Annotated in this window: 18 protein-coding genes; 7 read left to right on the top strand and 11 right to left on the bottom strand. The window is 73.6% G+C overall.

Going from position 1 to position 20295, the window contains the following annotated elements; translation table 11 throughout:
* Positions 1-71: 71 nt before the first annotated feature.
* The 3 genes from ACFEMC_RS18680 to ACFEMC_RS18670 form a co-directional block, all read right to left on the bottom strand.
* Complete coding sequence (locus ACFEMC_RS18680; protein ID WP_380176875.1) at positions 72-785, bottom strand: endonuclease/exonuclease/phosphatase family protein; 714 nt, start codon at positions 783-785, stop codon at positions 72-74.
* A gap of 62 nt (positions 786-847) precedes the next feature.
* Positions 848-2089 (bottom strand): glycosyltransferase, encoded by a 1242-nt coding sequence (locus ACFEMC_RS18675; protein WP_380171016.1) that lies wholly within the window; start codon positions 2087-2089, stop codon positions 848-850.
* A gap of 128 nt (positions 2090-2217) precedes the next feature.
* Positions 2218-3393, bottom strand: a complete 1176-nt coding sequence (locus ACFEMC_RS18670) for an ABC transporter ATP-binding protein (protein WP_380171015.1) — start codon at positions 3391-3393, stop codon at positions 2218-2220.
* 94 nt (positions 3394-3487) lie between these two features.
* Between ACFEMC_RS18670 and ACFEMC_RS18665 the strand changes: the two genes are divergently transcribed.
* Positions 3488-4018: a PH domain-containing protein gene (locus ACFEMC_RS18665; RefSeq protein ID WP_380171014.1), complete on the top strand. Its 531-nt coding sequence runs from the start codon at positions 3488-3490 to the stop codon at positions 4016-4018.
* Positions 4015-5499: a PH domain-containing protein gene (locus ACFEMC_RS18660; protein WP_380171013.1), complete on the top strand. Its 1485-nt coding sequence runs from the start codon at positions 4015-4017 to the stop codon at positions 5497-5499. Before ACFEMC_RS18665 ends, ACFEMC_RS18660 begins: the two co-directional genes overlap by 4 nt.
* A 29-nt stretch (positions 5500-5528) precedes the next feature.
* Here ACFEMC_RS18660 and ACFEMC_RS18655 read toward each other — a convergent pair whose 3' ends face one another.
* On the bottom strand, positions 5529-6431 hold the full coding sequence (locus ACFEMC_RS18655) for an ATP-grasp fold amidoligase family protein (protein ID WP_380171012.1): 903 nt from the start codon (positions 6429-6431) through the stop codon (positions 5529-5531).
* A 46-nt stretch (positions 6432-6477) separates the two neighbouring features.
* Here ACFEMC_RS18655 and ACFEMC_RS18650 point away from each other — a divergent pair, with 46 nt between their 5' ends.
* Complete coding sequence (locus ACFEMC_RS18650; protein ID WP_380171011.1) at positions 6478-6660, top strand: hypothetical protein; 183 nt, start codon at positions 6478-6480, stop codon at positions 6658-6660.
* On the opposite strand, the gene ACFEMC_RS18645 is transcribed toward ACFEMC_RS18650, so the two are convergent.
* The 3 genes from ACFEMC_RS18645 to ACFEMC_RS18635 form a co-directional block, all read right to left on the bottom strand.
* Positions 6647-8131, bottom strand: coding sequence for a SulP family inorganic anion transporter (locus ACFEMC_RS18645; protein WP_380171010.1), 1485 nt, complete (start codon positions 8129-8131; stop codon positions 6647-6649). The two genes, ACFEMC_RS18650 and ACFEMC_RS18645, sit on opposite strands and share 14 nt — an antisense overlap.
* A 60-nt stretch (positions 8132-8191) precedes the next feature.
* Positions 8192-8371, bottom strand: a complete 180-nt coding sequence (locus ACFEMC_RS18640; RefSeq protein ID WP_367636659.1) for a hypothetical protein — start codon at positions 8369-8371, stop codon at positions 8192-8194.
* Positions 8372-8460: 89 nt separating this feature from the next.
* Entirely contained in the window at positions 8461-9168 is a 708-nt protein-coding gene (locus ACFEMC_RS18635) for a methyltransferase domain-containing protein (RefSeq protein ID WP_380171009.1), read from the bottom strand.
* 309 nt (positions 9169-9477) lie between these two features.
* Here ACFEMC_RS18635 and ACFEMC_RS18630 point away from each other — a divergent pair, with 309 nt between their 5' ends.
* Both ACFEMC_RS18630 and ACFEMC_RS18625 read left to right on the top strand, forming a co-directional pair.
* Positions 9478-10617: a glycosyl hydrolase gene (locus ACFEMC_RS18630; RefSeq protein ID WP_380171008.1), complete on the top strand. Its 1140-nt coding sequence runs from the start codon at positions 9478-9480 to the stop codon at positions 10615-10617.
* Positions 10614-11969, top strand: a complete 1356-nt coding sequence (locus tag ACFEMC_RS18625) for a hypothetical protein (protein ID WP_380171007.1) — start codon at positions 10614-10616, stop codon at positions 11967-11969. Before ACFEMC_RS18630 ends, ACFEMC_RS18625 begins: the two co-directional genes overlap by 4 nt.
* A gap of 217 nt (positions 11970-12186) precedes the next feature.
* Here the strand turns inward: ACFEMC_RS18625 and ACFEMC_RS18620 are convergent, their stop codons facing one another.
* The gene (locus tag ACFEMC_RS18620; RefSeq protein WP_380171006.1) at positions 12187-12804 is read right to left on the bottom strand and encodes a serine O-acetyltransferase; all 618 of its coding nucleotides are present in this window, start codon (positions 12802-12804) and stop codon (positions 12187-12189) included.
* Positions 12774-14318 carry a hypothetical protein gene (locus ACFEMC_RS18615; protein ID WP_380171005.1) on the bottom strand — a complete coding sequence of 515 codons (1545 nt, stop codon included), beginning with the start codon at positions 14316-14318 and terminating at the stop codon, positions 12774-12776. Before ACFEMC_RS18615 ends, ACFEMC_RS18620 begins: the two co-directional genes overlap by 31 nt.
* A 432-nt stretch (positions 14319-14750) precedes the next feature.
* Here ACFEMC_RS18615 and ACFEMC_RS18610 point away from each other — a divergent pair, with 432 nt between their 5' ends.
* The gene (locus ACFEMC_RS18610) at positions 14751-16181 is read left to right on the top strand and encodes a hypothetical protein (RefSeq protein WP_380171004.1); all 1431 of its coding nucleotides are present in this window, start codon (positions 14751-14753) and stop codon (positions 16179-16181) included.
* A gap of 64 nt (positions 16182-16245) precedes the next feature.
* Here the strand turns inward: ACFEMC_RS18610 and ACFEMC_RS18605 are convergent, their stop codons facing one another.
* The gene (locus tag ACFEMC_RS18605) at positions 16246-17073 is read right to left on the bottom strand and encodes a hypothetical protein (RefSeq protein ID WP_380171003.1); all 828 of its coding nucleotides are present in this window, start codon (positions 17071-17073) and stop codon (positions 16246-16248) included.
* 222 nt (positions 17074-17295) lie between these two features.
* Between ACFEMC_RS18605 and ACFEMC_RS18600 the strand changes: the two genes are divergently transcribed.
* Positions 17296-18912, top strand: coding sequence for a malectin domain-containing carbohydrate-binding protein (locus ACFEMC_RS18600; RefSeq protein WP_380171002.1), 1617 nt, complete (start codon positions 17296-17298; stop codon positions 18910-18912).
* A 105-nt stretch (positions 18913-19017) separates the two neighbouring features.
* On the opposite strand, the gene ACFEMC_RS18595 is transcribed toward ACFEMC_RS18600, so the two are convergent.
* Positions 19018-19995, bottom strand: coding sequence for a glycosyltransferase family 2 protein (locus ACFEMC_RS18595; RefSeq protein ID WP_380171001.1), 978 nt, complete (start codon positions 19993-19995; stop codon positions 19018-19020).
* Between the last annotated feature and the right edge of the window lie 300 nt (positions 19996-20295).

Raw genomic sequence — 20295 nt, 5'->3', positions numbered from 1 at the left:
CGTCAGGGCCCCACAGGTCACTCGTCACCCGGGCGACGGTAGGCGCCCCCGCCGCGGGGTTCCAGGGAGTTTCAGCGCGGCCAGGCGAGGTCGGCCACGACGGGGGAGTGCGTGCTGCCGCCCGGCGCCCCCTCGAACGTGTCGACGGGGTCGAACCCGGCGACGAGCACGACGTCGACCCGTGCGAACCCCGGGGAGGCGCCGCGCGTGAGGCCCGGTCGCGTCCCGACGGCGCGGTGCGCGTCGAGGAGGCCGTGGGAGCGCAGTTCGCGCAACGGCTCGTTGAACTCTGCGGAGTTCAGGTCCCCCGCGACGACGACGGCCTGACCGGCGGCCCGGCGCTGCGCGGCGACGTCGGCGTAGCGGCGCGCCTCGGCGACGCGGACGCGGGCCGCGTTCCCCGTCGACCCCGCGGGGCTGCGCGCAACGGCCCGCGCCGTGCAGAACAGGCAGGGCGAGGCCAGGTGCACCGAGACGACGGCGACGGGACGCCCGTCCACGTCGAGCGTCACGACGTCGGCGGGCCTGGCCCCGGCGGGCAGTCCCGTGACGGGGACGACGGACGTCAGGGGGAACCGCGACCACACGGCGTCGCCGTCGCCCTGGCTGCTCGTCGCGCTCCAGCTGCGGTAGGGGTACTGCGCCCCGTAGCGGGCCTCGTAGCCGGCGCGCTGGTCGGGGGCGACCTCCTGCAGGGCCAGGACGTCCGGCGCGGCGGTGCGCACGAGCTCGGCGAGGCCGTCGGCTCCGCGGTGGCTGGAGGTGTTGAAGGTGGCGACGCGCAGGTCCCGGGTGCGGTCGACCGGGTCGACCCGGTGGACGGCGTCGGTGGCACCCCACCATCCTGCTACACCCGGCCTCCCGCGAGCGCCGGAACCGCCCGGGTGGCGGGCGTCCGCAGGGCGTACAGCTCCTCGAACCGCGCCAGCGTCACCTGCTCGTCGTGGCCGGCCGCGATCTGCGCGCTGCGCCGGCCCATCCGCCGGTGCAGGCCGTCGGGCGCGTCCTCGGAGACCTCGCCCAGGACGAGGGCCAGCCGGGCGGCGAGCACCGCGGGACGGGCGTGCGGGAAGAGGAAACCGTTGTCGCCGTCGCGGACGAGGTGCGGCAGCGCGCACGCGTCCACCCCGAAGACCGGCAACCCCGACGCCATCGCCTCCAGGACGACGAGCGACTGCAGTTCCGCCGTCCCGGCGTTCGCGAACACGTCGCACGCCAGGTACGCGGCGGGCAGGTCCTCCTCGGGGACGAAACCCGTCGAGACGACGCGGTCGGCGACCCCGAGGGCGGCGGCCTGCCGCAGCAGCGCCGGGCGCAGCGCCCCGTCGCCGACGAGCAGCAGCTGCGCGTCGACGTCGGGCCGGACCGTCCGGACGAGGGCGAGCGCCTCCACGAGTTCGGACACGTTCTTCTCCGGCGCGAGGCGCCCGACGTACCCGACGGTGGGCCGGTCCGGCACGCCGTACCGGGTGCGGAAGTCCCGCCGCCGCTGCCCGGTGGGGTCGGGGGAGAAGCGGCGCAGGTCCATGCCGCACGAGATGGGCAGCACGGGCCCGGGGACGCCGGCGCGTTCGGCCAGGGCCGCCGCGTACGGGGTCGGCGCGGTGACGACGTCGGCCTTGGTGAACACCGCGGCCGCGTCCGCCCAGGCCCACGCGTGCAGCCGGCGCTCCACCGCCCGGCCGAACCGGACGTGGTGGGTGAGGTTCTCGGGCATGAAGTGGTTCGTCGCCACGACCGGGATGCCCAGCCGGTTCGCCGCGGTCACCAGGGCCCGGCCGATCAGGAAGTGGCTCTGCACGTGCACGACGTCGGGCGAGACCTGTCGCAGGACCCGCGTCGCGGCGCGGACGAGCCCGACCGGCGGGCAGAACCGCAACCCCGTCCCGCCGGCGACGACGGGCAGGGCGGGCAGCCGGTGCTCGGTGACGCCCGCGGCGGTGCGCGTCGTCGTCGTGCGCAGGTCGCGGCCGGGGGCCACGACGTGCACGTCGTGCCGGGTGGCGAGCCCGGCGGCGAGGCGGCCCGCGAAGGCGGCGGCGCCGTTGACGTCGGGGGCGTAGGTGTCGGCTCCGAGGAGGATTCGCATGGGTCGATCGAACCCCGGCGGGGGTGCCGGGGGCATCGGTCCGCGGAGCCGTCCTGGTGGGGACGGGAGTTCCACCGGCCGTACCCCCGGGGTAGGGGGTCGTGCGGGAACCGCTGCGCCGCAGGGCGTCAGGCGCGGGGTTCGGGCGCGTCCCGACGCAGGGCGGTGTGCACGACGTCCGGGGTCAGGGCGCCGACGTAGTCCTGCCCGTCGAGGACGGGCAGCAACGGCGCCTCCTGGGCCAGCAGCCGGGAGAACGCCGAGCGCAGGTCCGCGTCCGCCGGGACGCTCGCGGTGAACGGTTCCACGAGGTCCCCCACCCGCGCGTCCCGCGCGCCCGAGCGGGCCGCCCTGCGCACCCGGCCGCGCGCCACCCAGCCCAGCACCCGTCCGTGGGAGAGGACGACGGCGTGCTGCCCGCCGTCGAGGTCGAGGGCCGTCGCCGCGTACTCCACCCCGTCGGCCGGGGCGAGCACGAGCGGTTTCGCGAGGTCCTCCACGCGCACCGGCGTGACGGCCAGCCGGCGCAACCCGCGGTCGGAGCCGACGAACTCGACGACGAACTCCGACGCCGGCGCCGACAGCAGCGTCCGTGGGTCGCAGAACTGCTCCAGCACGCCGCCGGGGGAGAACACCGCGATCCGGTCGGCGATCCGCACCGCCTCGTCGAGGTCGTGCGTGACGAACAGGACGGTCTTGCGCAGGCTCGTCTGGATGCGCCGGAACTCCGTCTGCAACCGGTCCCGCACGACGGGGTCGACCGCGCCGAACGGTTCGTCCATGAGGAGCACGGGCGGGTCCGCCGCCAGCGCCCGGGCCACGCCCACGCGCTGCTGCTGCCCGCCGGAGAGCTGGGCGGGGTAGCGGTCGCCGTACACCTGCGGGTCGAGGCCCACGAGGTCCAGCAGCTCGTCGACGCGGCGGGCCGCGACCGCGTCGTCCCAGCCGAGCAGCCGCGGGACGGTGGCGACGTTGCGGCGCACGGTCCGGTGGGGGAGCAGCCCGCCGGCCTGCACGACGTACCCGATGCCGCGGCGCAACGTGACGGCGTCGACGTGGGCGCTGTCGCGGCCGTCGACGACGATCCGGCCCGCGGTGGGTTCGACGAGGCGGTTCACCATCCGCAGGATCGTCGACTTCCCGCAGCCCGAGGGGCCGACGAGCGCGACCAGCTCACCGCGGCGCACGGAGAACGTCAGGTCGGTCACCGCGGGGGACTGCTGCCGCGCGTACCGCTTGGCGACCCCCTCGAACCGGATGACGTCGTCGACACCGGTCTCGAGCTCCTCCGCGTCGGTGATCACCCTCGAAGCCTCGCCGACGCCCGCCCCGATCGGCAACGCGGGGCCAGCCGTTGGTCGGAGGTTCCGCGCGACGGTGTCTGACAAGGTGGGAGCCATGGCCGACGCGGATCCCACCACCTCCCCCTCGGCGGCCCGGCCGGGGGACGTGGACCCCTTCGCCCCCGCCGACGTCGTCTGGGAACGGATCGACCCGCGGTGGGCGACGGCCCAGCGGGTCGTCGGCGGCGTCGTCGCCGCGGTCGCGACCGTGGTGGTCGCCGTCGTGGCGGTGCTCGTCACGCCGTGGGTCTGGCTGGGGCTCCTCGTCGTCGTCCCGCTGTGGTTCTGGGACTTCTCCTGGGCGCGCCGCCAGGCGCGGGCCTGGGGGTACGCCGAGCGCGACGACGACCTTCTCGTCGTCCACGGCATCCTGTTCCGCACGCTCGTCGTCGTCCCCTACGGCCGCCTGCAGTACGTCGACGTCGAGGCCGGCCCGGTCGACCGGAAGTTCGGGCTGGCCAAGGTGCAGCTGCACACCGCCTCCTCGGACACCGACGCGGCGATCCCGGGCCTGCGGCCGGAGGAGGCCGCCCGGCTGCGCGACCGGCTGGCCGCGCGCGGCGAGGCCCGGCTGGCGGGGCTGTGAGCTCGCCCGGCCCTGACGAACCCGTCCTGGAGGTGCTGCCCGAGGGCGTCGCCGACCGGCTGGACGCCCCCACGCGCGCGGTCCTCGCCGACCCGGGCTGGAAGCGGCTGCACCCCGTCACCCCGGTGCTGCGGGCGTGGAAGGTCGTCGCGGCCGTGCTCGCCGTCGTGGTCGGGCAGAACGTCGACGACCTCCTGCGCCTGGAACTGCCCGGCTGGGTCCTGACCCTCGCGGTCCTCGGCGGGGTCCTCGCGCTGGCCCTCGTCGGGGCCGGGTTCAGCGCGCTGTCGTGGCGGCGCACCCGCTACCGGATCGACAACGAGGGCGGCGTGGGCGCCGTGCACGTCGAGCGCGGCATCCTGTGGCGCCAGCAGCGGCGGGCCCAGCTCGACCGCCTGCAGGCCGTCGACGTCGTGCGCCCCCTGCTCGGCCGCCTCTTCGGCCTGGCCGAGCTGCAGCTCGAGGTCGCCGGCGGCTCCGGCAGCAAGGTCTCCCTGGCCTACCTCAAGGAGGAGGAGGCCCAGCGCGTCCGCAACGCCCTGCTCGCCGCGGCCGCCGGTCTGGTCGTGGCCGAGGGGGAGGAGGCACCGGAGGCCCCGCAGCGCGAGGTCGTCGAGGTGCCCGCCACCCGGCTCATCACCTCGACGCTGAAGTCCGGGCTGACGATCGGGATGGTCCTGGTGCTCGTGGGGATCGCGGTCGGGTGCTGGTTCGCGCGCAGCCCGACCCCGCTCTTCGGGTCCGCCGCCGTCGTCCTCGGCCTCGTCTCGGCCGTCTGGCAACGGTTCAGCACCGGCTTCAACTTCACGGTGGCGGACAGCCCGGACGGCCTGCGGCTCACCCACGGGCTGCTCGAGCAGCGCTCGCAGACCGTGCCGCCCGGCCGCGTGCAGGCGCTGCGGATCACCCAGCCGCTGCTGTGGCGGCGCTCCGGCTGGTGGCGGGTCGAGGTCAACGTCGCGGGCTACTCCTCCGAGAGCGGCTCGGGCTCCGAGCGCAGCACCACGCTGCTGCCCGTCGGGACCGTCGAGGAGCTCGGCCTCGTCCTCGGCATCGTGCTGCCCGACCTGGCCACCGAGGACCGCTCCGCCCTCGACGTCGTGCGCGCCGGGCTCACCGGGTCCGGCACCGACGGCGGCTTCACGACCGTCCCGCGGCAGGCGCGCTGGCTGGACTGGATCAGCTGGCGCCGCCGCGGCTACCTCACCACCGACCACGCGTTCCTGTCCCGCGGCGGCCGGGTCGTGCGCGGTCTGGACGTCGTCCCGCACGCGCGCACGCAGAGCCTCGGGCTCGAGCAGGGCCCGTGGCAGCGCAGGCTCGGACTGGCGAGCGTGCGCCTGCACTCCACGCCGGGCAAGGTCAGCCCCCGCGTCGACCACCTCGCCGCCGACGTCGCCGCGCGCCTCCTGCGCGAGCAGACCCAGCGCGCCCGCACCGCCCGCGCCGGCTCCGGCCCCGAGCGGTGGATGACCCGCTGACCCCCCACCCCGACCACGCGCAGTGACGGCTACCGGTAGCGGCGCGGGACGCTCCAGGGCTCCCCGAAGACGGCGTCCCAGTGCTCGGGGTGGAAGGGGCTGTCGCCGCCGGCGGGGTAGTTCGTGAGCTCCCCGACCACGACGCGGTCGGGCAGGACGTAGAGGTCGACGCGCACGAAGTCGGTGCCCGCGCCGAGGCGCTCGGCGAGGGCGATCGCTTCGGCGAGGTGTTCGGGCCGCGGGTGGGGCGGGTCGGCCCAGGGCGGGCCGCCGGACAGCGGCAGGTGCTCCCAGTCGGGACGGTGGAAGTCCTGGGTCCGGTGCCCGAACCGGCCCGAGTCGACCTGCACCCAGTGGCAGCGGCCGTGGACCACGAACAGCTTGAGGTCGTCGGGGACCGACCCGCCGGGACCCTGCAGCAGCTCCTCCACGACGACGCGCCGCGGCACGTGGCCGTAGGCCCACTCGCGGTTCGGGCCCTGCCCGTAGAGCTGGCTCGTCCAGTGCCGCGCGATGGCGACGAGGTGGTCGCGGTCGGCGTGCTCGGGGCGGACGTGCCGGTAGACCCAGCTGTGGTGGGCGACGGGCAGCCGGGCGTCGGCGGGGGCCTGCGGGGACACGACGACGACGGCGCCGCTGCCGTGGCTGGGTTTGACGACGTAGGACTCCGGCAGGTCCACCGCCGCGAGGTCGGCCGGGTCGTCGCAGACGGCGATCAGCGCGGGCAGGTGGTCCGGGCCGACGGCGGCCGTGACGTGGTCGCGGACGGCGACCTTGTCGGCGAAGGTCACGACCAGCGGACGGTGGTCGCGGAGCATCTTGTAGCGGACCTTCTCGGTGAAGGTGCGCGGACGGCGGGTGCGGGCCAGCCGCCACATCCGGACGAGGCGGCTGCGTTCGTGCCACCGGGGCCGGGGAGATCGTTTCGGCACCGGGTCAGTGTGTCGCAGTCCCCGGTGCCCTGGGCAGGATGTCGGGGTGCGCCAGCCCCCGACCCGCCGCGACCTCGGCGTCACCGCCGCCCTGCAGGACGTGACGGCCGCCCTCTGGTGGGCGTGGCTCGCGCCCCGTGGCGGTCTGTGGGTGCTCGTCGCCGTCACCTGGACGGTCGCCGCGACGGTGTCCGTCGTCCGCTGGCGGCGCGCCCCTACTCCCCGGTGACGCGCCCCGCGAGCCGTCCGTGCAGGGCGGCGGTCGCGGGGTTCATCCCGACGATGACGGCTTCCTTGCCGTGCTCGACGTACTTGCGGCTGACGGCGTCGAGGGCCGCGATGGAACTGGCGTCCCACACGTGGGCGTCGCTGAAGTCGATCGTCACGCGCTCGGGGTCGGCGGCGTAGTCGAACTGCGTCACGAGGTCGCCGGAGGAGGCGAAGAAGACCTGCCCGTGGACGGAGTACGTACCGGGTTCGGCGCCGGGCCGGACCTCGACCAGGTGCGCCACCCGGCGGGCGAACAGCACGCACGCCAGGAGCGTCCCGCCGAGCACGCCGTAGGCGAGGTTGTGGGTCAGCAGCACGATGACGACGGTGACGACCATGACGGCGGTCTCGCTGCGCGGCATGGTCTTCAGCGTCGCCGGCCGCACGCTGTGCCAGTCGAACGCGCCGTAGCAGACGAGGAACATGACGGCCACGAGCGCGGCCAGCGGGATCTGCGCGACGACGTCGCCGAACCCCACGACGAGGACGAGCAGGAACGTCCCGGCGAGGAACGTGGACAACCGCGTGCGGGCGCCCGAGACCTTGACGTTGATCATCGTCTGCCCGATGACCGCGCAGCCGCCCATCCCGCCGAACAGCCCCGTGACGATCTGCGCGGTGCCCTGCCCGACGCACTCGCGCGTCTTGGACGAGCGGGTGTCGGTCAGCTCGTCGACGAGCTGCGCCGTCATGAGCGACTCCATGAGCCCGACGAGCGCGACCCCCACCGAGAACGGGGCGATGGTGCGCAGCGTGTCGAGGGTCAGGGGGACGTCGGGCAGGCCGAGCGTCGGCAGCGTGCGGGGCAGGGCGCCGTCGTCCCCGACCGTCCGCACGTCGACGTGGAGCACGACGACGAGGACCGTGAGCAGCGCGACGGTGATGAGCGGGGCGGGGACGGACTTCACGAACCGCGGGACGACGACCAGCAGCGCGATGCCCGCGACGAGGACGGCGTAGCCCGTGACGCCGGCGCCGCGCAGGTTCGGCAGCTGGGCGATGAAGATGGAGATGGCCAGCGCGTTGACGAACCCCGTCGTGACGCTGCGGGGCACGAACCGCATGAGGCGGGCCACGCCGAGCAGCCCGAGCGCGATCTGCAGGACGCCCGCGAGCAGGATCGCCGCGATGAGGTAGCCGACGCCGTGGCTGTGCGAGAGCGGCGCCACCACGAGGGCGACGGCCCCGGTCGCGGCGGAGATCATCGCGGGCCGGCCGCCGACGAACGACGTCGTGACGCCCATGACGAAGGAGGAGATGAGCCCGACGCGCGGGTCGACGCCCGCGACGATGGAGAAGGAGATGGCCTCGGGCACGAGGGCGAGCGCGACGACGAGGCCCGCGAGGACCTCGGTGCGCAGCACCCGGACGGACCGCAGCCACGACGGCCGGCGCAGGGCAGCACCGGGCGAGGCGAGGGCGGAGGGCACCGACGAACTCTAACCTCGCGTCAGTGTGGCCCTCACCGCTCCACCCGCGGGCTCACCCGGTCAGCGCGGGGTGCGGGTGCCCGTCCCCGAGCCGCCGGAGCCACCGCGGAACTTCGAGACCGCGTCGGTCAGCTTGCGTCGCGTCGCGGGGTCCTTCAGCGCCCGCTGCGCCTGCTGCGTGACCCGCTTGCCCTCGGGGGACTTCAGGAACTGCCCCAGCTTGCCCACCAGGCCTGCCACCGTGACCTCCTCGACCGCTGCACGCGGTGCGTCGTCTGTGAAGGCTCCAACGGTGACGCCCGTCGCGTGGTTCCGCGAGTCGGCGCTCCTCACTTGCGCAGCACGACCGCCACGTCGGTCACCGCGAAGAGGAAGGTCCCGTTGCGTGCGGCCCGCCGCAGCCCCTCGACCCAGCCGGCGGCGCGGGCGGCCAGGTCCGGGTCGTCGCCGGCGGCCGCGAGGATGCCCGTGGCCACCTTCCACGCCACGGACCCCTCGTCGAAGCGGCGGTGCGGGTCGGCCCAGGAGTGCACCGACTCGACGGTGAACGGGCTCGCCGCGGCGTGCCGGAGGAGCTTGCGGCCGGCGAACCCGTCGGTGCTGGCCCCCTGCGCGGGGACGTGCGCGACGAAGCGGTCGAGCAGGTCGCGGGTCAGGTCGTCGTCGTCGCTCGTGAACAGCGCCGTGTCCCAGTCCGAGTGGGCGAGCACGGCCGTCCCACCGGGCCGCAGCACGCGGTGCACCTCGTGCAGGTGGGCGCCGACGTCGGCCAGGTGCTCGACGGCGTTGAGGCTCACGGCCGCGTCGACGCTGCCGTCCTCCAGGGGGAGCGCGTCGAGCTCGGCGATGTGGGCCCGCACGCGCGGGTCCAGGAGCAGGTCGTCGTCGAGCGTGGAGCCGACGTCGACGGCGTGCACGAGGCGCGGACCGGCGGCCAGCAGGGCCCGGGTCGTGCGGCCCTGCCCGCAGGCCAGGTCGAGCGCGACGGACTCCGGGGCGATGGCGGCGAGGTCCGCGACGTTCTCGAAACGACCCACGCGGTCAGCCTACGATCACCCGGACCGGCTCGCCCGCAGGTGGTTTCGGTACCGGTTCGTCACTGCTGGTACTTGTTCGGGCGCAGGCGGTCACGAGGTGCGGCCGGACGGTCGAAGATTCCGTGAACGGCCACTCTCACGTGGCGTCAAAGTGTCCCGGACTCACCTACAGTCGTGCCTGCACCGGTCCGGTGCGCGCATGGCCGGGGGGCGGTGCGGTCGACGGTGACGGGGTTCGGGACACGCCGGCCGGCACACGGTGCCGCAGGGCGCAGAGCTCCGTCCGAGGGGGAGAGGCGGACTCGCGCAGTGGTGGACACGACGCACCAGGAGAGCCCCGCGACCGGAGGTTCCAAGGAGCCCCGCAAGCACGGGCGGCGCAAGGTCATCGGGGCCGGTCTCGGCGTCCTGGCCGTCGCGGCCGGCGGCGGCGTGTACTGGGCCACGCGCGACGGGAGCGCTCCCGTCCACAACACGCCCAAGCCCGCCTGGACGCCGAAGCAGGCCGTCCCCGCCGAGGACCTCGACACCAAGTGGGTGGGCATCCAGACCCACGAGACGGCCGCGGCCGCCGCCTTCGGCGAGTGGCTGGGCCGGCCGCTGGACTGCGTCGTCGTGTTCAACTCCGACGCCAACTGGGCGGCGATCTCCGGTCCGTGGTTCGCGATGGTCCCCCAGGAGGGCCAGGACTGGGGCCAGTGGGTCCGCGACGACCCGGACAACCGCACCCTCGTCATCTCCACGGGCCTGGTCCCGGCCGACCCGCCGGACGACTGGCGCGAACGCGGCGCCGCGGGGGAGTACGACGAGCACTGGACGACGTTCGCGAAGAACCTCCTCTCCAAGGGGCTGGGCGGGTCCATCGTCCGACTCGGCTGGGAGCTCAACGGCGACTGGTACGAGACGCACTACATCGGGGACACGCAGGAGAAGCGCGAGCAGTGGAAGGCCTACTTCCGCCGCATCGTGGAGACGGTCACGGCCGTGGAGGGCACGGCGTTCGAGATCGACTTCAACATCGCCGAGGGTCAGCAGGACTCCGTGGAGATCGCCGACATGTACCCCGGGGACGACTGGGTCGACATCATCGGCGTCGACGTCTACGACTCCTACATCTCCCCGATCGACCCCACGGCCCGGTGGGAGGAGAAGGACGCCAAGGTCAACAGCCTGTCGGCCGTCATCGCCTTCGCCGCCGAGCACGACAAGCCCATCAGCATCCCCGAGTGGGCGATGGTCGCCGAGGGCAAGACCCAGGGCGGCGGGGACAGCCCCGAGTTCATCGACCAGATCGCCGACGCCGTCGTGAGCGCTGACGTCCGCTACCAGGCCTACTTCAACGTCCCCGACGGTGGCGTGGGCATGACGCTCGACGACGCCCCCAACGGCAAGGCGGCGTTCCTGAAGCGCTTCGGCGCAACGGGTGACGCGGGGCCGAGGACGGCGTGACCGCCGGTAACCTCGACGGCGTGGTGGAGGTCGAGCAGGCGCCGGGCGGGCGGTCCGGACCGCTGGGCAAGCTGCGCAGGCTCCGCAGCGCGGGGATGACCCGCAGCCTGTGGAACATCGGCGACCAGGTCGTCGCCAGCCTGAACAACTTCCTCATCCAGTTCGTCATCACCCACGCCTTCACCAAGGACGTCTTCGGCGCCTTCGCGATCGCGTTCTCGGTGTTCTCGATCTCCACGGGCTTCTTCCGGGCCCTGTCGACGTCGCCGGTGGCCATGCGCTTCGCCGACGCCGACGACCGGGAGTTCTCCCGCGCCGCCGGCTCGGCCGTCGCGCTCACCGCGTCCGGCAGCGCGCTCGTCGGCGTCGTCCTGGTGCTCATGGGCTGGCTGCTGCCGTTCGGCGAGTCGCTGTCCCACGTGTTCATCGCCCTCGGTTTCGTCCTGCCCGGCCTCATGCTGCAGGACGCCTGGCGGCAGGTGTTCTTCGCGCGCCTGCGGCCCGCCGCGGCGTTCTCCATGGACGTCAGCTGGGTCGTGCTGCAGCTCGCCGGCCTCGGGATCCTCGTCCTGGTCACCGACGAGAACCACATCGCCGCGTTCACCGCGGTCTGGGGCGGCGCGGCCTACCTCGCCTCGCTGCTCGGTCTCGTCGTCCTGCGGCTCAAGCCCCGCGTCTCGATGGCCTGGGCCTGGCTGCGCGAGCAGTCCTCGGTCACGCGCTACCTCGTCCCCGAGTTCGTCATCATCCAGACCGGTGGGCAGCTCGCGCCGGTCCTCGCCGCGGCCGTCACGACCATCGACGCGGCCGGTGCACTGCGCGGGGCGAACCTCCTGACCGTCCCGGCGACCATCGTGTCCACGGGCCTCATGAGCTTCGCGGTCCCCGAGCTCGTGCGCCGCCGCTCGCGGATGACCCCGAAGACGTGGCAGCTCGCCGCGGTCGCGATCTCCGGGCTCGTGCTCGTCGTCGGTGCGGTGTGGGGCGCGATCACGCTGCTGCTGCCCACGTCCGTCGGCGAGATGGTCCTCGGCGACACCTGGGACGGTGCGCGGACGGTCCTGCTCGCCACGATCGTCGGCCAGGCCGGGTCCGCCGTGACGGTCGGCTGCGCGGCCGTGCTGTACGCCACCGAGGGCGCGAAGGTGACGATGCGACTGCACCTCGTCTTCGCCCTCTTCCTCGTCACGTTCTCGACCATAGGGGCCTTCACCTGGGGCGCCCAGGGCACCGCGTGGGGCATCGCGGCGGCGTTCTGGATCGTCGCGCCCTGGTGGTTCGTCTCCGTCCGCAAGCACGTCCGGCGGCCCGTCCCCGAGGCGCCCGCCACCACGCCCGCCGACGCCGGCTGACCGGTCCTTCACCCGGCCCCACGCCTGGTCGCACGCCTCGACGGTGTGGGACCGGGTGTGAGACCGGCTCAGGCGTCGTCCTGGTGACCGCCGCGCCGTTCCCACACCTGGTCCCATGCTCCTGAGGAACGGGACAGGCTGTGGGGCCGGCCGTGGGACCGGCCCAGCACGCAGAACGCCCCCACCGGACACCGGTGGGGGCGTTCTGCGTGCGGGTTCAGACGGCGGTGAGCTCCACGCCGGCCTCGCGGGCCAGGGCGTCCAGCCGCGGGTCGCTGCCGCGCTTGCGCGGACGGGAGACGGCGGGGGCGCCGGTGGCGACGTGGTCGGCCGGCACGTCCTTGGTGACGACGGCGTTGGCGCCGATGACGGCCCGGTCCCCGACCCTCACCCCACCGAGGACGCAGGCCCCCGCGCCGATCGTCACGTCGTCACCGACGACGGGCTGACCCGGCGTCGAGCCGTCGCCGAGGGTCACGTTCTGGTAGATCCGCAGGCCGCGCCCGATGCGCACGGACGGGCCGATGACGATGCCCGTCGAGTGCATGAGGCACAGCCCAGGGCCGATCTGTGCGAACGGGGAGATCTCGGCGCCGGCCGAGCGCAGGGCCCGCGCCTGCAGGAGGTGCGCGGCGGGCATGAACCGCGGCGCCACCGCCTGGGCGGCGCGCAGCTGCACGACGGCGCGCACCCGGGGGACGAGGGCGACGCGCGCCAGGACGTCCGGCAGCCACGATCCCGTCGAGCGGCCCTCGGGTTCCACCATGTGCTCGAGGTCACCGCGCAGGGCGGCGAGGTGGTGGTTCATCGGGTTCCTCCAGGGGTCGGGTTCCACGACGGCACGGTCACGGGGAACGGCGCCGCGTGCTGGCCGGGGGTCTGTTCGACCTGCCGGCGCTGGCGTTCCCAGACCGACAGCTCGGTGCGCCGGCCGACGAACAGGACGGCCATCGGCAGCAGGACGTAGAAGATGTTGGCGGCCAGGAAGCTCGAGGACGTGACCGCGTTCAGGAAGATCGCCGCGAGGGCGACGGTCGGTGCGGGGGAGCGGCGCACGACGGCGACGTAGAGGAACACCCCGGCCAGCACGGACGCCGGCACCCCGTACTCGAGCACCATCTTCACGGCCCCGGCGAAACTGATCGGCAACCCGGTCTCGGCGAAGATCGCGTCGGAGATCCGGTCGGCCTGTCCCGGGCCCAGACCCGTGAGGATCGACCAGGGGTCCGAGGACCAGCGGTTGAGCAGGTACTCGTACGGCTGGACGAACCGGAGGCTGCCGGAGGAGTTCGTCTGCCCCGCCTCACCCGTCCGGCTCAGCAGGATCGGCCCGACGGGGGACAGCAGCGCGGCGACGCCCGCGACGGCGAGGACGACGGCGGCGCGGACGGCCCAGAGCCCCCCGCGGCGGACGGCGAGGACCATCAGCCCGAAACCCAGGACCATGATCCCGGTCCCGGTGACCGTGCAGACGAGCGCGACGGCGAACACCGCCACCCGCCAGTACTCCTTGCCGCGGCTGAGGACCGACAGCAGGGCGAGCGCGAGGAACTGCGAGAACACCGACGGCTCGACGAACACGAAGGCGTTCGCCTTGATGACCGGGGAGCCGTACTCGATCGGGTAGGACGTGTTGTAGCCCTGGAACAGCAGGTTCTGCGGCACGACGCTGCGCAGCAGGTCGGTGTAGGACCAGATCCCCGCGAACTGCACCAGCACCTGCAGGATCCCGATGGCCGCGAAGACGAGCATGAACGTCTCGAACCGCCGCTGGACGCGGGGGAACAGGTGCAACCGGCGTTCGTCGACGCGGAAGCACAACGCGGCCCACGTGACGACGAGCAGCAGCAGCGAGGTGAGCGAACCCGTTCCGCGCCAGACGATGTCGACCAGGGCGAACACGGTCAGGGCCCCCATCGCGAGGGCGTACGTGCGCACCGACGCACCGTCGTCGCGGACGTGGCCGTGGTAGGCGAGGTACCCGAGGACGGCGGCGACGACGGGGATCGTCACGGGGACGGGCGAACCCAGCGGCAGCGCGAACCGCTGCAGCACGGTGAGGGCGACGATGACGATCGTGACGCCGGTCATGACGCGGGCGTCCGCGGTGCTGGTCGTCCCGGACGCGTCCGCGCGGCGAGCGGCGGCGGTGGCCGCACCGGCGCGCAGTCCCGGGGTGGCGGGGCGGACGGTGGGGGCGACCCGGCGCAGACCGGTTCCCGCGCGGGCGCCGGCACCGGGAGTTCCCGCGCCGTTGCCAGCCGTACCCAGGCGGTGACGGTGCGTCGACGAACCGCCCCCGTGGCCGGAGTGACCCGTGTCGTCCGTGCGGTGCTGCGCGTCGTCCACGCGTCGATACCCCCCGTCTGTGCGGCCCGGCCCTGCGTCGTGCGTCGCCGTGCGACTGTCCGTCGTCCCCGCAGGCCTGCCGTCGCGGTCCCCCCGCGGTGCCTCATGCTAGGCGGAGGAGGCTCGCGGCGGGACCGGCGACGGAGTTCCCGCAGGCCGACCGGGGGCTCTGCGTGACAACTTCACACGTTCGCAGCAGGCCGTTCACCCCCGTTCGGCCGCCTGCGTGACAACCACAGACGCCGCCGGGAAAAGGGTGCAATAGTTACGCCCGCAGCGGCCGCCGAGTGCCTGATCACACGGCGTAGGGAAACCCCAGCACCGAGTAACGGGCGGTGGGGGCCGCGGGGTGGACCGGCACGCTGCACCGGGGGGCGCGGTTCTGCGTCACGTCAGGGAAGGGACTGGTAGTCGGTGACAACGAGCTCGCACGTGCGGAGCGGTTCTGGTGCGTGGGGTGCCATCAGCCGGCAGCGCTGGAAGATCCTGGTGGTGGCCGTCCTCGTGGCCGTCCTGGGGTACGTCCTGCCGTCGCAGCTGCTGACGCCGACCTACCAGGCGACCTCGACCATCACGCTGTCGAAGGACCGCCCCTACGACCCGACGACGTCGAACGCCTCCTCGTTGGGTGACCCGACGAAGTGGGCCACCCTGCAGGCCGCGGTCGCGGGGTCGGAGACGGTCCTGTCCGTCGCCGGCCAGACGCTGCCGCAGAACCTGCAGTCGACCTTCCGCGACGGCCTGACGATCACGGCCGTCGATGAGTCGAACCAGATCACCGTGACCTCGAGCGCGCAGGACGCGCAGGACGCCGCCACCATCGCCGACGCCGTCGCGACCGCGTACCAGACGGTCAACACGCAGAAGGTGCAGCAGGCGACGGCCAACGCCCTCACCGCCGTCGGCAACGACACCGCGCAGCAGCAGACGATCAACCTCAACGCCAGCGCCTACGGCAACGGCATCTCCGTGCTCGACGCCGCGACCGTGCCGACCCAGCCGGCGCCTCCGTACGCCTGGCAGATCGCCGTCCTCGCCGGCCTCGTCGGGCTCTTCGCCGCCGCCGGCTTCGTCGCCTGGCGGGCGCACCTCAACCAGCGCGTCGAGACCCCGCCGCTGGAGGACGTGGCCGAGCTCGGCCGGTGGAACTCCGTGCCCCGCGGCCGCGGCATCGGCGACCAGAACTCGGTCGAGTCCCGCAACGCCGGCATGGTCCTCGTCGGCCTGCAGCACCTCGGCCACCTGCGCACCCCGCGACTGGAGGTCTCCAGCGTCCTCGTCACGGCCGCCAGCGGCAACGCCGGCGCCCTGGCCACGGGCCTGGCCGCCTCCGCCGCGCGGGCGGGCCGTCGCGTCGTCCTCGTGGACGCCGACGAAGCCGGCAGCCGGCTGGGTGCCTTCGGGGCCCCCGTCGCCGACACCGACCAGCGCGTCCTGCCCGAGCGCCGATGGAGCGACGAGATCCACCCGTGGGTCATCGGCGGCGGTGCCGTCGTCGGTGTCCTGCCGCTGGAGGCCCGTTCGCTGCAGCCGCACGTCGTGGGTGCGGGTGTCCGCCAGCTCGTCGAGGCCGGCTACCTCGTGATCTTCGTCGGCGGGTCCGTCGTCACGTCGCCGGTCGCCTTCGCGGTCGCCGGTGAGGTCGACGCGGTCCTCGTCCAGATCGAGGCCGAGCCGCGCGCCGAGGTCGTCAGCAAGACGGTTGCCCAGCTCTCCATCGCCGCCCCGGCCGTCGTCGCGCAGGTCGTCGTCGGTGACACGAGCAACGGCGCCCCTGCCTCCGGCGACCGCTCCGAGCCGGTGCGCCAGCGTCCCGTCGTCCAGACGCAGCCGCAGACGCCCGAGGTCTCGCGCCGCGGCTGACCCGCAGCGAGCACGAAGGGCCGGTCCCCCACGGGGGACCGGCCCTTCGTCGTCCACGCCGCCCTCAGGGCGCCGGCGTGGCGGCGATCTCCTCCCAGGGCCCGGGAGCGATCCACCCGTCCTCCATGTGCGTCGCCAGCGCGGGCTCGGCCCCCAGCAGCACCCGTCGCCGCGAGGGTCGCCGCAGGGAGCGCACGTCGACGGCGGTGCGCATGCCCGTGAGGTAGGCGCGGCGCAGCGCCGACTTCCAGGCCGGGGTGCCGTCGGCGGGCTCGTGGTGGTCGAGGAGCTCGCGCAGCGTGAACCGCCGCCGGCCCTGCAGCGTCAGGCAGCTCGCGTAGTCGAAGTTGCCCCCGGACAGGGCGCACAGCCACAGCAGCCGCTCGTCCTCGCGCAGGGCGTGCACCCGGGCGGCGAAGGTGCTCGTCGTGCTCTCCAGCCGCTCCCAGCGCACCGGCAGCCCCGTGTCGGGCACCTCCTCGCCGTAGGGGGCGAAGTAGTCGGCCGCCGCGTGGCGCGGGTCCCGGGCGGCGTCGACGAGCGCGACGAGGGCCTCGGGACGCCACAGGTAGTCGTCCTCGGCCAGCAGGAGCACGTCCCGCCCGTCCCAGCCGCGCCGCCGGGGCAGACCCAGGGCGGTCAGGTAGCTGCGCCGGTTGGAGCCGCCGTCGATGGTGACGGGGTCGCCCCAGCGCGCCATGAGGTCCAGCCGGTCGGGCGGGACGGGCCCGTCGTTGAGGAAGACGACCTCCGCCTCGGCGTCCGGCCGCTCGTCCCGGACCCGCTCGAGCGCCCGGCAGAAGGACGCCAGACCGACCCGCTTGCTGTACCAGTCCGGCCGGCCCTTGGCGTTCTCCCCGCCGTGCGAGCGGTAGACGACGTGAAGTCTCACGCCTCGATCGTAGCCGCGGCGGCCCCCGGGACCCGGTCCCGTGATCACGGGGGTCACTCCTATCGCCGCAGGTGGGCGGCGCGTTACAGGTTCCGGCGAACTTTCTTCTCAAGTCCCGGAGCGGGGCGGCCGAAGACCTCTCTGTCACCCCGAACGGGCCACATCGGCACCCCCGCTCCCCCCGCGGAGGCGCCCTGAGCACAGCGAGGTTGATCCACCCGTATGAGCAAGCTTTCGAAGTTCCTTCTCAGCACTGCCGCCGTCGCCACCGTCGCCAGCGGTCTCACCACCGCGGGCCTGACCGCGGCCAACGCAGCGGACGCCCCCACCCTGCGCGTCAGCACCCAGCGCGCCTCCTACACGGACACCAGCGGCAACGTCTGGTCGGCCGACAGCGGCTTCGAGGGCGGCTGGCAGAACCCCAACGTCACGACGGCCCCCATCGCGGGCACGACGGACGCCAAGCTCTACCAGTCCGAGCACTACGGCATGAAGGGCTGGAGCGCCAAGGTCCCCAACGGCACCTACGACGTCACGCTCAAGACGGCCGAGACCTACTGGACCCAGAAGGGTGCCCGCGTCTTCTCGGTCACCGCCGAGGGCCGCAGCGTCGTCAGCAACCTCGACATCTTCGCCGAGGTCGGCAAGAACCGGGCCCTGGACAAGAAGTTCACGGTCACCGTCGCCGACGGCACGCTCAACCTGGGCTTCACGCAGTCCCGCAACTGGGCCACCGTCGACGCGATCCTCGTGCAGCCCGCCGGTGCCGGCACCCCCGCCCCCGGCAACGGCGGCGTCGTCGTCAACCCCGGGCCCCGCCCGACCAACCCCACCCCCGTCGTGAGCACCCCGCCGTCCACCACCCCGCCCGTGACCACGCCGCCGAGCACGCCGCCGAGCACGGCCCCCGTCACGGCCCCGCCCACGAGCACCGCGCCGAAGCCCCAGACGGGCAACGTGTCGGGCCACGAGTGGATGTCGGGCTCCTCGGGCGTCGGCGCGGCGAACGGCCAGTTCGGCTCGTGGCGCGGCAGCAACCTCGACATCGTGTCGAGCTGGGCCGGCAACGCCGACAACTCCGCCAACTTCTACACGCTGTGGAAGGGCGCCGAGTACGGCAGCTGGAACGGCTCGATGGACATGTCCGTCGGCGGCATCGACCCGGGCGAGACGTGGGCGCAGGCCGCCTCCGGCAAGTTCGACGCCCGCTGGGCGGCCTCGCTCACCAAGCTCAAGCAGCTCTGGGGCGGCCGCGACGGCACCATGTACATCCGCTTCGCCCACGAGATGAACGGCTACTGGTTCTCCTGGAGCGTCAACAAGAACAACTACCAGGACTTCATGACGTCCTGGAAGCGCTACCGCGCTCTGCAGCAGCAGATCTTCCCCGAGGCCGAGCTCGTCTTCTCCGTCAACAAGGAGACGAACGGCGCGGGCATGGACTGGACGAAGTTCTTCCCGGGCAAGCAGTACGTCGACGTCCTGTCGGTGGACTACTACAACAACTGGCCCTACGCCTCGACCCTGGCGCAGTTCCAGCAGCAGTCGTGGGACAAGGACGGGTACGGCGCCCCCAAGGGCATCAACGCCCACCTCGCCTTCGCCAAGAGCCAGGGCCTGCCGCTGGCGGTCTCGGAGTGGTCCGGCAACGCCGACGACGGTGACTCGCCCGCGTACATCCAGGGCATGTACGACTTCTTCAAGGCCAACGCCGGGTCCGGCGCCGGTCAGCTCCTCTACGAGGTGCAGTTCAACGTGAACATCGACGGTCAGCGCTGGCTGCTCAACGGCGGCACGCGGATGCCGAACTCGGCTGCGAAGTACCGCGAGCTCTTCTGAGCCCCGGGGGACCGCGAGGCCCCGCACGACCCCGCACGCACGGCGCCCCCGTCGGCCAGGTGATGACCTGGCCGGCGGGGGCGCCGTCGACCTGCCCGGGTCGAGCTACTTGATGCGCTCCATGACGACGCGGCCGGCGACCGAGGCGCGGCCCGTCGTCACGCCCTTGACGTAGGCCCAGTGCTGGGCGGCGCGGTCCTGGCGGCGCAGCGCCTTGCACTGCAGCGTCCGGACGGCGTACCCGAGCGCGAGCACCGAGCTGATGCCGGTGACCGTGGCGCCGGAGTGGTGGCGGGCGAGGTAGCGGCGCATCGCCGCCCCGCGCAGGCGGAGCATCTCCAGGTTCGGCGCCCCGGACCCGCCGGCGGCGTGCGGGACGATGACGTCGGTGCGCAGCCGCTCCCGCAGTCCCGCCTGTCGCGCGGTGCGGCCGAACATCATGTCCTCGTTGTAGACGTAGAAGTCCTCGTCGAAGCAGCCGAGCTCGAGGAAGGTGCTGCGGCGCACCGCCATGCAGGCCCCGGTGGTCCAGTCCACGTCGAGCGCCTCGCCCGGGGCGGGCTTGGCGTACAGGCCCGCCCGCGGGAAGAGCTTGTGCAGCCCGGCCGAGTGCACGACGGCGCGGGCGGCCGTGGGCTCCCAGCCGCCGACCCCGAGCTCGACGTGCCCGTTCACCCCCGCCATGGTTGCGGCGGAGGCGGCCAGGCCCGGGTCGGCGGCGACGTCGGCGACGAGGGTCGCCAGGTGCTCCAGCGTCGGTCGGGAGTCGGGGTTGCCGAAGACGACGTACTCGTGGGTGGAGGTGCGGGCGCCCATGTTGGCCGCCTTGGCGAAGCCCTTGCCGCCGCCGGAGTCGACGTAGCGCGTCGCGGGCCGCTCGGCCGGCAGCTGCGACAGGCCGTCCACGTCGGAGGCGTTGTCGACGACCACCACGGGCAGGTCGTCGGGCAGGCCGGCGAGCAGGGCCCGGATCTGGTGGGCGCTGCGGTAGCTGACGAGGACGAGCTCGACGTCGTGCTCCAGTCCCGCCACCGGTGCGGTGCTCCGCCCGGCCTCCTGCTCCGTGCCGTTCGTGACGTCCACGCTCACTCCGCCCGTCCCCTCCCAGTGCTTCCCCCGCCCGGCCCGACCGTGCGCTGGCGCCCCGGCTGGTCCGTTCCGGTGGTGGTCGTCCCACTCACCGAGGGTCCAGTGTGGCCCCTCACGGGGCGACCTGTCGGGTGACCGTCCGTGGCGAACGGGTGGTTTCCCGGCGGAGGCCACGGAATCCCCGCAAACTCGTCACTCCCCGCTGACCTGCGACAACTCGCGGTCACGACTCCCGGGAATTCTCCGCCGGTCCTCCGGGGAACTACAGACAGTGATTGGTTAGATACGGAAAGG

Source organism: Kineococcus sp. DHX-1 (genome assembly GCF_042473625.1).
In the GTDB taxonomy this organism is placed as follows: domain Bacteria; phylum Actinomycetota; class Actinomycetes; order Actinomycetales; family Kineococcaceae; genus Kineococcus.
The sequence above is the reverse complement of the archived record's forward strand: the minus strand, read 5'-3'. Positions and strand labels throughout refer to the sequence as shown.